This is a genomic window from Pseudoalteromonas luteoviolacea (assembly GCF_000814765.1).
Taxonomy (GTDB): Bacteria; Pseudomonadota; Gammaproteobacteria; order Enterobacterales; family Alteromonadaceae; genus Pseudoalteromonas; species Pseudoalteromonas luteoviolacea_H.
Map to the genome: position 1 here is coordinate 398,438 of NZ_JWIC01000007.1, position 12,032 is coordinate 410,469.

Genomic DNA, 12,032 nt, shown 5'->3' on the forward strand with positions numbered 1-12,032 from the left:
CTCAACTCCTTGAATTGCTACGAAAGAGATACGTTTTCCACCCTATCATAAAAATATACATGAAAGGTAGCACCGCCCAGCTCGTTGTTGCAATCCACGTCTATTTTGGCATTATGGGCAAGAGTGACTTCGTGCACAATGGCCAAACCTAATCCGCTACCGGTTAGTGTTGATTGCTCTTTTCTCCAAAAACGCTCAAACAGTTTCACTCTATCTTCTTCTTTGATACCGGGACCTGAATCTTTCACTGATATGCGGTCGTTAGCAACTTCAACAATGATATTCGCGCCTTCCTCTGCATGTTTTAGCGCATTTTCTAGGAGGTTTTTCAGCATAATAATAAGCGCGGCTTGGTCGCCAATGACGGTTGCATCTTTATCGATTTCTTCAAGTGCCAGTTCTTTGTTATGTGTCACCGTGAGTGGGCCCAGCAACATACACACATCTCTTGCTACATCAGATATATTCACTGGTTTGTGCAGGTAACTATTTTGGTTTTGAGCACGTGATAAGTCTAAAAGTTGCTCTACGACTCGAGTCATATAGGCAATATCGCCCATTAACTCACAGCCAACTTTTTCAGGGACATTGGCCAACTCAAGCCGAGTGCGTAATACGGCAAGCGGTGTTTTTAATTCATGGGCGGCATTGGCCACGAATCGCTTTTGTTCTTTGAAGCCCTTTTCAACTCGCTCCATGGTGTCATTCAACGCATTAACCAGAGGCAGCATTTCGCTTGGTACGCCTTTTTTGTCTAAGCGTCTATCCAGTTGAGAAGGTTCTATGCCGTCTAGCTGTTCAGCGACTTTATTTACTGGTTTTACAACTGCTTTAATCGAGACATATCCGACACAAATGAATATCAAAAATGCCGCAATCATTGTGAGCGTGAGTACTTGACCTAACATGGGAAGAACCGCTTCATTTGCTAATTCTCCGATTAGGTCGTCTCTGGCTAAATCAACATAAAGTGCTCTATCGTCTAATGTCACGGCAATACGATATCGATCAATGCCGTTTGAAAAGGAATAACCCTCAGGTAAATCAATCGGTAGAGCTAATAATGCGGCCGATGTCTCCAAGTGTTTATTAGAAGTCAGAATGACACTATTTGATGCACGGTCAATCACCTTAAATGCCAAATTATTAAATAAGGCATCGTACCCCCATTTTTTTGCCATGTTGGTAGATGAGTATATGAGTGTACCTTGCTCGTCGAAATGGAGGCTTTCTGGTATGTCTTCAGCCATGCCATGCATGCTTTTTTCGACAGCGATGTTGGCGAAATTGATTGAAAACAAAAAAAGGATGCCACCGATCAGTGCAAATACAGCCCCGCCCATTACACTAAATAGGATGAATAATTTACGTGCCAATGAATCCTTGTTGGTTATGCCTGACTGTTTCATGACAATATGTATCCTATACCTCGGATGGTTTTGATGTCTGCGCTTGCACCAGCTTGTTCCAGCTTTTTTCTAATTCGATGCATTGCCACTTGGATTGCATTATCTGTGACTTCAAAGCCCAGCGCGTATATTGCGTCATAAATGGCATCTTTGCCTACCGTTAAACTTGCATGCCTTATCATGTACTCCAAAATAGCAACTTCAGTTTTGCCCATACTGATATTCTGATCATTGACCATAACGCGTCGAGATTTGCTATCTAAAGAGACATTCCCTCGCGTTAACACGTTACCTGCATATTCAACAGGGCGTCTTAAAATTGCGCGTAAACGCGCTTTTAACTCGTCAATAGCGAAGGGTTTATTGAGATAATCATCGGCACCTAAGTCGAGTCCCTTTATTCGATCTTCTACTCCGCCACGAGCAGTTAAAATTAAAATGGGGATTGGATTATCAGCACCTCTTAGCTGCCTAATTACATCGATGCCATCTGTGTCTGGTAACCCAAGATCGAGAACCATCGCATCGTATTGCCAGTTAGACAGAAGATGGTTCATTTCAGATGCACAGTTGGCGATATCTGCTGCGTGACCATCTTGCAAAATGGCTTGTTGAATAAACTCTGCAAGTTGTTGATTATCTTCTGTGATTAAAATGCGCATAGATTCAAATTTTCCTTTTTTATTGTTCTATATTAATTCGTAGTAAGTGCCTTTTTGGATCAATTAACCAGTTCATACAGATTGGCATTACAAACAGCATAATTAACGTGGAACTCAGTAACCCGCCGATCATCGCCCATGCAAGTGGTGGCCAAAGTGGGCTTTGTCCAAATGTTAAGGGTAATATACCTATGATTGTGGTGATGGTCGTTAATATAATCGCCCTTAACCTAGTTGAAATTGCAAAATCAATAGCTTGTATTTTTGTTTTACCAGCTCTGATTTGCTCAATGGTGCTCTCAATTAGTAGTATTGCAGTGTTTACGACAATGCCCATTAATGCGAGTATGCCAAGTAGTGACATAAACCCAAAAGGAATGTCCATGACTGACAGCATGATTGGCGCACCTATCGCACCAAACGGGATACTGATCATGACCAATGCGGTTAATTTATAAGAGTTAAATTGTATCATTAAAGCTATAAACAAGAGGATTAACCCTGCGGGTAATGCCATAAGTAGCGCTGTATTTGCTTCTTGTGACTCTTCCAATTCCCCGCCAAATTGCATGCTTACATCGTATTTTTTTACAATTGCCTCTATCTCAGGTTGCAATGTTTTAAGCACGTATTCTTCGTCGAAGCCTTGTTTTACATCAGCAAGAATACGCAGTTCTGAGCGACCATTGCGACGTGTTTCTACGGCGACTGTACCCTTGATATCAGCAGATAAAAAAGTCGAAATTGGTAAAAACTGTACATTTTTATCAATGACTTGTAATGACATTATACGCGCTAGACTTTGGTCTGAAGTCGTATCCTGTAATACGAGCGTAACAGGCTCTACTTTATAATTGAGGTCAGTTATTGGTAAGCCTGTTCCTTGCCAAGACAGGTAGTCAGATATATCTGATTCGTGCAATCCTGCGAGGGCGAGAGATTGTTGGTCTATTCTCAGATCAATATTGGCAACACCATAGCTATACGCCCTTCTCACATGTTGGGTAGAGTCATGTTGTTTTAAAAGCATAAAAACTTTTTCAGCTGCGCTTAAGTTTGACATGTGATTATTACTCATCAATCTTATTTCGATAGGGCTTTCAATCGGCGGACCTTGTCCAAGCTCTCTTGCTATGATGAGCGCCTCAGGAAAGTTGGGGGGTAAAAACACGTTAAGTCGTTCAACAATTTCTTTGAGGTTAATATGTTCTTCCACCTCGAAAACGATACGGGCGATATGGCTCTCACCAGGTTGCTGTACAAGATTGTAGTAAAATCTTGGTCCAGAAGAGCCACTAAAAATCAGAGTTTGTGTGATGAAGCCAAGCGCTTGAATGCTATCACTGACTTCGTTGGCGACTTGGGTGGTTTTGCCAATACTACTTCCATAAGGCAATTGAATATCTATGTACGCTTGATTCCGATTTGTTTTGGGGAAAAATTCACCATTTTCTTTTGGCAATATCACCATGAGTGACAAAATGCATGTTACGCCTGCCAAAACCATTTTTTTATTGGTGAGTGAAAATGTGGTGATCTTAATTCCAAGTTTTTGAAGTTGACTATTTTTAAATTTATTTTGAGTCATCTTTTTAAGCGTATAGGTGGCTAAAATGGGTATGAAAAGCAATGCAATGAAATAGCTAATGCCAATACACAAAATCACCAAAACAGGAATAGACGCAATAAAATCGGCGACACTACCTTTTGCAAGTAGCATAGGTAAAAATGCGGCAATGGTAGTAAGTGTTGCAGTTGCGAGTGGTTTGTAAAGGGCCTTTACGGCTTGTTTGCTTGCCTGCACCCTGTTCATTCCTTGGTCGATTAGCTGCACTATTTTTTCTGCCATGACGATACTGTTATCGACCATCAAGCCAAGTGATATAACCAGACCTGCAATCGTCATTTGGTGGATCACGCCTTGAGCCGCTGTAAATATGCCGACAGCGATAAGTGTGATGGTTGGAATGGATATCACTACAATGACAGCAGTTCTAACTGACATGAGTAAAATTAGTATAATGGCCACAGCGAGACACCCAGTTGCTAATGATGACAGTAAATCTACTTTTCTCTTTTGCGTCCATTTAGGCTGAAAAATGACTATTTCCGCTGGTGGGGATGAAAACCGGCTGTTAAATTTGTCCACAGCTTGCTTTATTTGTTCCCCAACGTCCGTCACACGTACTGTATTGGCTGGTAAAGTGATAGCAAGCCCTACCGCTTGTTTTCCATTAACCATGAAACGTTCAGGTGCAATTGGGTTTGGCCTGTAATAAATGTTTGCCAAAGTCGACATTGAAACTGGGGGGGCGTTTTCTAAGTTTATTTGGCTGCTTGCAACATCTTGCAGAGATTTAACTCTACCAATCGGATTTGAGCTGGTTGCGAGCCCTTGATTTTCAAACTGTATCGAATTGCCAGACGGATTCTGAAATCGACCCTTAATTTGTGATGGTGTTACGCCAAAATTTTGCAAGGCTTGTTGTGAGTAATCAATCACGAGCTGCTCTTGCGGATCTCCTACTAGGCTGATTTTGCGTATACTAGAAATTTGCTCAAGCTCAGTTCTCAGTGACAGGGCAATTGAGCGCTGTTCCAACAAGTCATTTGGGGTCGAGATAGCGATGACGATGCCTTGTGTATCTTGTGCCCTATCAATAAGCTGTAGAGCAACATTTGGCATGGTTCGTTGTTTATGAGCGATCGTATCTTTTATTCTTTCCCATACAGTATCTGTACTATAGATGTGCTCGTGCAGTTCAATGTCTATTGTGGCATTGCCATGTTTTATGCGCGATTGGTAGGTGCTCACTTCATCAATTTCACTGAGCGCTCGTTCAAGTGGTAATACCGCTGTATCTCTGAGCTGCGATATGGTCATATTATTAGCGCTTAAGGAAATGAAACCATTACGGTAAGGAAATTGAGGGTCTTCTTGTTCGTTGGCATTGAACCACCCTGCCACGCCTACCATGACTAAAATCACGATGATCCCTAGGATCAGTCTTGGGTTTTGATACCAATTGGGCGTATTATTACTTGTCATTATTATCCTCCAAAGCAGCCATTAAATTTGTATTGATAGTGGGCTCTGGTGATGTATCAAATTTAATGTCATCTACGTTTTTGGTAACTGTAAATAGTAAGTCCTCACCTCGCGTTCCGATCAGTTCAATATGAAATAGGTTTTTCGCGGTATCCAACATATAGGGGTTGCCATTTGGCATAAATCTGACTGCGTTCGCGTTAATACGGTATACCTGTTTATTTGAAGAAGGTATATGGAATTGAGCCGTTAGACCCAGTAATCTGTCCGCTGGGCTTTTTATTAATACAGAGACTTTAAATAAAGATGGGCCCTTTATTGTAGGGATCGCTTTTTCGCTTACAATACCTTGGACATGTTTGTTTAACGTAGGGACCAATATTGATACTGTTTGCCCAATATCCAGTTTAACCGCGTCCTTCTCTGGCACCCAATATTCAACCTTGTGTCGCCCTGCCTCTGCAAATTTCACAATTGGGTTTTCGGACGGGACAAATTGTCCTTCCCTTGCGTAGAGGGTGGCGATAACCCCATCTTGAGGCGCATAAATAGAAAATTCATCTAGCTCATTGTTGGCTTTCGTTAATTGTGCTCGCATTTGCGTCACAGTGTCTTTTGCAATTTTTGCTGACTTTTTTGCTTGATCAAGTTTTGCGAGCGACGCCAGTGATTTTGCGTGTAAATTTGTGACGCGCTGAAGTTCATTGTGAGCTTCCTCAGCGGCTGCAAGTGCAGCGCTGAGTGTAGCTTCTTGTTCTACAACTTTTGATTTCAATTTCGGTGAATACAACCTGGCAATAAGCATATTTTTACTAATTGCCTGCCCTTCTTTAACTGCCAAGTGCTCTATTCGCCCGCTATTAAATAAGGCTATGTCGTAGCCATTCTCACTTTGTATTTTTTCCATATAAAACTTTTGCTGGAGTGGGCACCCGCTCAGCCTGAGTTGTTGGTAAAGCTTTTATTTGCTCTATTGGGCGTGCGGAGATCTCAGCGCAGCCTGAAGCGAGCGATAAGATGGCAACTGCAAGTACTCCAAGAGTTTTGGATTTAGAAGACATAGACATACCCCAGCAACAATTGGTAAGTCCCGGATTTATCCACCAGCGGAGAGTCTTTGATTGTGTTATCAAAACTCGTGTAACTTGCATCTGCTTTGATCATATGATTTTCACCAAAGAACCAGTCACTGCTGATGCCGATTTCAAAATTGGTAGCGCTATCTACCTCATAGAATGCTCTTGTTGCTGTGGCCTCTGAACGTCTTACACCATAGTAGTAATCGGCTAGATCTTCGCTGGCAAAGTTGGCAGCAATATAGGGCATGATCCGCCCTTGCTTTACTCTCATTGGAATACCGTAGGACAGACTTGCTTCATAACCTTCGTGGGTGCTGGTTACATCCTGTGTGTACTTAACCCCAAATTCACCAAAGTCAGTATCTATTTCCGCTTCAAATCCAAAGTCAAAGCTCATATCCCTGTCTTCCATACCTAAAAATAGCGGATCATCAGATTGTTCATATCCGTCTAATCTGAGCATACCGATCGCTGCTATTTCGAAGTTTTCAGTTTTATAGAAAGTGTATGAGGCATAGGGTCCCAGTAACCTAAAGTTACCATACTCGACAGCGATAGCGGGTACAAATTCTGTTTCATTCCCCACGCCTTGGTAACCCTCATCTTGAACGATAAACGCGCCGCCAAGACCAAATTTAAGTTCTGGTTCTTCAGAAGCGGCGGCTGTACTACAAGCGAGTGCTATCGCGCAAAGGTATGTTGAAAGTTTCATATGTTCTCCTTAATAAGTCGTAAGCTTTGTCAATTGGGTGTATTTGTTTCTACAAGGCAAACAATAATTCAGGAAACTTTCTCGAAACTTACAAGTAGGTAATTTTTTTAAATAATCCGAAATAAGGTATCAATTCATAGGGTAAGTTAATCATCTTAAGTTGAATCGAGTTAACTTTATCAAACTGTTGAGTTGGTCTTAGCGTTCTTGAAGGTGGCTAGTTGTTCTTGGTGAATGAGGTTTTTTACAGTGGCTTTATTACGGGACACACACTATTTGAGATGTGTATTGTTATACATGAGGTATGGAATGGAGTGGCTGTACCAGAAAAAAAGTGTAGATGTTAGATATGAATTTTAATTGGTCGACATCTGGTTCTTTAATGCGTTTGTTGGTTGATGTTTTAGTGACAGACCTTATATGGGAGACATATTGCCTCCCGTCTATCTTGTCAGTACATTAACATTGGCATGCCCAATATCTATTGCCTGTTTCAGACACTGGTGGTCGACAACGAAGTGTATTACCAGCACCACCTACATTAGGTGTTGCATTCACATCAAGATTTTTATCTTTGCTTAATTGCTTAAGTTGTTGCTTTTTGATTGCAAGTTTCATTTTTATTTCCTTATTTAAAATTTTTCAAATGAATATGCAGCTTGTTAAACACTCCTTAACAAGCCTAAAAATATAAATAGCATCGATTCATTGTTCATTACAAGTGAAAACTTGAATAAAATTCACTTTTGGTGTGCTGTTGGTCAAGAGCTTCCTTGGTGAGTATGAATTCAAAGCTATGATTTTAATGGTTTTTTAATTTCTATGCTGGAAGATTTTTATGAATTTTATATTCTTGAATCATTGTTGTTTTGAGTTTTTATATTGGTTTTAAAAAATACTGTCATTATTGAGCAGATATTCAACTAGGCGAGCGAAAGATGTTCCTTGTAAAAGTGACTCCGTATTTATGATAATGGAAACCCAGCTTTCATAAAACCAAACCTAGCTTAAGACAAAAGAGTACTGGCGTTATGGTTAGTTGGAATAGAAAAATTTGACCCTTACATATATCCCTTCCAAAGCTAACAATGGTTATTTCAGTCTCGATTTAATATTTACAGCACATATGATTGACTTAATGTCCAATGGCTTTATTAACAACTGCTAAAATCTCTTGTTTGGTAGAGGGTTTTAAAATGTATCCGTCAAGCCCATGTTCAGCCCATTTTTTTACGAGCTGTTTATTCTTATTGCCAGTCAGAGCGATGACTGGTGTTTTTATGTTTTTTCCAACATTGCGAATGTGCTTAGTTGTATTGAGCCCGTCTAAATTTGGTAGGAAAAGGTCCATGACGATAAGGTCATATTGGGTAAGTTTGATCTTTTTGATGGCAGCGAGGCCATCATCTACTTGCTCTATATCATAACCGACATTGCTTAATACATCGCTTATCATCTCTCTGTAAATGTGATTATCTTCGACTAACAGAATGGAGTGCTGATTGTTCGCTTCTGTACTCAAAAAGCTCTGCTGGTTTGTACTTTCGTTTTCGACAGGCAGCCTTGTTTGTATGGGCTGTTGCAATTGACTGACCAGTTGTGCGTTTAAGTTTTGAGAGTGTTTCAGACCTTCAACTAGCCCCATCAGTTTGCTAGAAATTGAGGTTTCTAGTGCATTTAAAAGTGGTTGTATGTGTGATTCGTTTAATTCTGACATGAGTTGTTTATGCATGCTATCAGGCAATTGGGATAGAATATTCTGATTGATTGAGTTCACTTCTTCTTTTCGTTTATTTATTTCATCGACAAGTGATGTCTTATAGCTCAAGCCTGTTTCAATTAGGTCATTCAACTCTTCATTTTGGTTTTGAACGATCGAATCTAGTGATTCGATATATGTGTCAGAGTTTGCAAACTGTTTTAAACCTTCATAAACGATGAGTTGAAGCCTGAACTTTTCGTATAGTGGCTGGTATACAAAGTAACTATCAAATAAGTTTCGTAAACAGCACTTAAAGGCCAATCCAGATTCTTTATTGTTACAAAGTAATACACTGTAGTGATTGTTAATGAGTCTGTTTTCTTTTATGAGTAAATTATATAAACAGATGCTTTTTTTAACGTCAGATAATGCGAATAAAATGACTTTTGGTGCCAGTTGCTGGATATCATCTAATGCGGTTTTTCTTACGATTAGGCATCTAAAATCAGAAGTTTGTTCTGCAATCAGTTCTGTAACACCCTGCACATCATCTTCCCTGTGGGCCAAAACTAATACGGAGGGGTGGCGCTTGGCAATTCTGTTATTACTTGTCATGTCTTAGCTCCTTTTTAATCGCTACAAATTCGCCATTTAATTTTATTATTACTTGTTTAATGGCGGGTTTATTCTCATCTAAGCTATAGTTCTCAATGGTTTCTAAAAAATAGGCACATCGCTCTGCGCCAACAGCTTTTGCAGAGGTTTTGAGGTAATGAGCTTGGCTTTTTAACTCATTGAAGTCACTGATATTAAATGACTTAACAATACTTTTTAAAACAACAGAAGCTTGTTTTAAAAACTCGAAATGAAACTTAGCAATTTTTGCTGGCTCATCGCCAACCAACTCCTCAATAGTGCGTCTATTCAGTGTTTGCAACTCATTAATTTGAGTGTTCATACCAACGCTCCATAATAGATTTAATGTCATTTAACTTGATTGGTTTACACAAAAAGTCATTCATACCAATGGATGTGCATAGATCTTTTTCACCCTGCATGACAGCGCCAGTAACAGCGATGATAGGAATGGGAGGGCGTTCTGTTTTTGCTTCTTCTGTACGAATTTGTTTTGTCATTTCATAACCATCAACTTCAGGCATGTGACAATCAGTCAAAATAAGTTTATATGAATGGCTATACCAGCAACGAAATCCCTCCGCTCCATTGTTTGCAATGTCACAACATAGGCCGAGTTTTTTTAATTGGCTTTTAATTAGTTTCTGATTAAATGGGTTGTCTTCAACTAACAGAATATCGCTATTGTCAGGTTCCACCGCTATATTGGTGCTAGTACCGTGATCTGTATTGGGATCGGAATTGTCAAAATCTAAAGAAAAGTCGTCAATTGACAGCATTTCTTGCTGGTGAGCTGTAATGTGTTTGTCTAGCTGGTGCAGCGTGATGGGTTGATTTGCATACACAGCAAGGTGTGGTGCCGTGAGTGCCAAAGTTTCAACAAGTGAAGGCTCTGTATACACTAGCGCATTATTTAGTAATTCCAACTTTGGAGCTAGCCTTAAGAATTGCTCATCATCACTTGTCAGTATTAAATTATTTGTAGTAGAGGAGTCATCAATAAAATCAAAATCAACGCATATATTGATATTAAAATTGGCTTGAACCAGCTTTAAGATATGTTGATTATAAATAGACAATTTACCAATTTGATAGCAATTAAGCATAGCTTTTGGCTTGTCAGCTTGCTCTGATAGCGCTAGCCAAAATGGCGCGGTCACGGTGAAGGTGCTGCCATGATTGAGTTGGCTGTCAATATGAATTGCTCCCCCCATCAAGTCTATTAATTTTCCGCAAATAGAGAGACCTAAGCCGGTACCGCCAAATTTTCTTGTAGTTGATTTCTCTGCCTGAGTAAATGGCGTAAATAGCTTTTGAATTGTATCGTTTGTCATTCCAACGCCGGTGTCTTCAACAGATACTACAACCTCACTTTGGTAAATATTCAAACGATTATAGTGGGTGTTAATCGTGATTCTTTTGCTCTCGTTCTGGTCGCAGTTTGTAAACTTGACGGCATTACCAAGAATATTGAGAAGAATTTGACGAAATCTATTTTCATCTCCTTTCAATATTAAGTTTTCTTCTGGGGACTCGAAGACTATAAGCTCGATGCCTTTTTCCTTGGCCGATGCACTGAATGTGCACACTACTTCTGAAATGACAGTAGGTAAATCGAATTGAACAGTTTCTAGTTCTAGTTTTCCTGCTTCAATTTTATTTAGATCGAGTAAATCATTTAAAATGGTAATAAGATGATTTGCAGAACTTGATGCTGTATTTACCAGCTCTTTTGGCTCCCCAGAAAGTGTACTGTGTGAGAGTAAATCTAAAGCCCCGATAATGCCATTCAGCGGCGTTCGCAATTCATGACTGATCATTGATAGAAATTCAGATTTTATTTTATTCGCACGTTCTGCTTTTTGTAATGTATTGTACAGTTGGGCAGTTCGATCGTTTACACGTGTTTCTAGCTCTGAATTTAATTTTTTAAGTGCCTGTTGTGTATTGTGGATTTCAGTTTGATCTACGCAAACACCATCTATGCGGCAATATTCTCCTTTGTAGTTTTTACCAACTCTACCTTGGGCAAAAACATAGATTATTTCACCATTTTTTAGAATGCTTCGGTAATGTTGTTTAAATTCAACACCGGTCCGCAGGCTATTTTCTAGTGCTTCTTGTACACGAGGTTTATCCTCGGGATGCAGTAATTCAACCCATTTATTTAAATCGCCGATATCATCTGGTGATAACTTGAAGATGGTATTGGCAAGCATATCCCATTTCCAGAGCCATTGATGCCCTGATTTAGTTGCCCGCCAAGTGCCAATTTTCCCTGCTTCTATTGCAAGTTGCTTACTTTCATCCGCATCGTTCAGTGCAATGACGGTGGTCTTTTCTACTGTACAGTCTTGCAGCGTGCCATTAATCCACTGGCCGTCAGATTTATTGACACAGCTTCCTTTTAATGCGAACCAAGACTGTTGCCCTGTTTGCTTTAGTCTAAATTCGAATTGAAGTGGTACGCCGAACTGTGCGTTATTTTCAAAAAATAGCGGGAATAAAGCACGATCATCAGGATGGACAAGTGACAGTATTTTGCGCCATGTCAGTTGTGCCAAAGGTGCGAGCCCTAAAATAGTTTTAGAGATCCCTGATAAGTAAACGGCTTTTGTCTCCACGTTGTAACGCCAGATACCAATATTTGAGCTATTAATTGCGTCGTTTAAAAAACGAATATGGTCATTGTTGGTTTTATGCAGTTCAAGCACAAAACAGAACCCACCTTCATAGTTGCATTTATTGAAACTGACTGGGGAAGATTGGTAATGACCTATGGC

At 40.0% G+C, this 12,032-nt stretch carries 9 protein-coding genes; all 9 read right to left on the reverse strand.

Annotated features, from left to right (window positions below):
• Positions 1–17 precede the first annotated feature (17 nt).
• The gene (locus JF50_RS16160; RefSeq protein ID WP_039610450.1) at positions 18–1,409 is read right to left on the reverse strand and encodes a sensor histidine kinase; all 1,392 of its coding nucleotides are present in this window, start codon (positions 1,407–1,409) and stop codon (positions 18–20) included.
• A complete protein-coding gene (locus JF50_RS16165; protein WP_039610451.1) occupies positions 1,406–2,071 on the reverse strand; it encodes a response regulator transcription factor in 666 nt (221 codons plus the stop codon). The genes JF50_RS16160 and JF50_RS16165 overlap by 4 nt, the downstream gene beginning before the upstream one ends.
• 19 nt (positions 2,072–2,090) lie before the next feature.
• On the reverse strand, positions 2,091–5,120 hold the full coding sequence (locus tag JF50_RS16170; RefSeq protein WP_039610452.1) for an efflux RND transporter permease subunit: 3,030 nt from the start codon (positions 5,118–5,120) through the stop codon (positions 2,091–2,093).
• A complete protein-coding gene (locus JF50_RS16175; protein ID WP_039610453.1) occupies positions 5,110–6,027 on the reverse strand; it encodes an efflux RND transporter periplasmic adaptor subunit in 918 nt (305 codons plus the stop codon). The genes JF50_RS16170 and JF50_RS16175 overlap by 11 nt, the downstream gene beginning before the upstream one ends.
• A gap of 143 nt (positions 6,028–6,170) precedes the next feature.
• Positions 6,171–6,911 (reverse strand): MipA/OmpV family protein, encoded by a 741-nt coding sequence (locus tag JF50_RS16180; RefSeq protein WP_039610454.1) that lies wholly within the window; start codon positions 6,909–6,911, stop codon positions 6,171–6,173.
• A gap of 459 nt (positions 6,912–7,370) precedes the next feature.
• On the reverse strand, positions 7,371–7,529 hold the full coding sequence (locus JF50_RS27405; protein ID WP_200890419.1) for a hypothetical protein: 159 nt from the start codon (positions 7,527–7,529) through the stop codon (positions 7,371–7,373).
• Between the two features lie 517 nt (positions 7,530–8,046).
• Complete coding sequence (locus tag JF50_RS16185) at positions 8,047–9,228, reverse strand: response regulator (RefSeq protein ID WP_039610455.1); 1,182 nt, start codon at positions 9,226–9,228, stop codon at positions 8,047–8,049.
• On the reverse strand, positions 9,218–9,571 hold the full coding sequence (locus JF50_RS16190) for an Hpt domain-containing protein (protein ID WP_039610456.1): 354 nt from the start codon (positions 9,569–9,571) through the stop codon (positions 9,218–9,220). Before JF50_RS16190 ends, JF50_RS16185 begins: the two co-directional genes overlap by 11 nt.
• Complete coding sequence (locus tag JF50_RS16195; protein WP_052262367.1) at positions 9,555–11,963, reverse strand: hybrid sensor histidine kinase/response regulator; 2,409 nt, start codon at positions 11,961–11,963, stop codon at positions 9,555–9,557. Before JF50_RS16195 ends, JF50_RS16190 begins: the two co-directional genes overlap by 17 nt.
• Between the last annotated feature and the right edge of the window lie 69 nt (positions 11,964–12,032).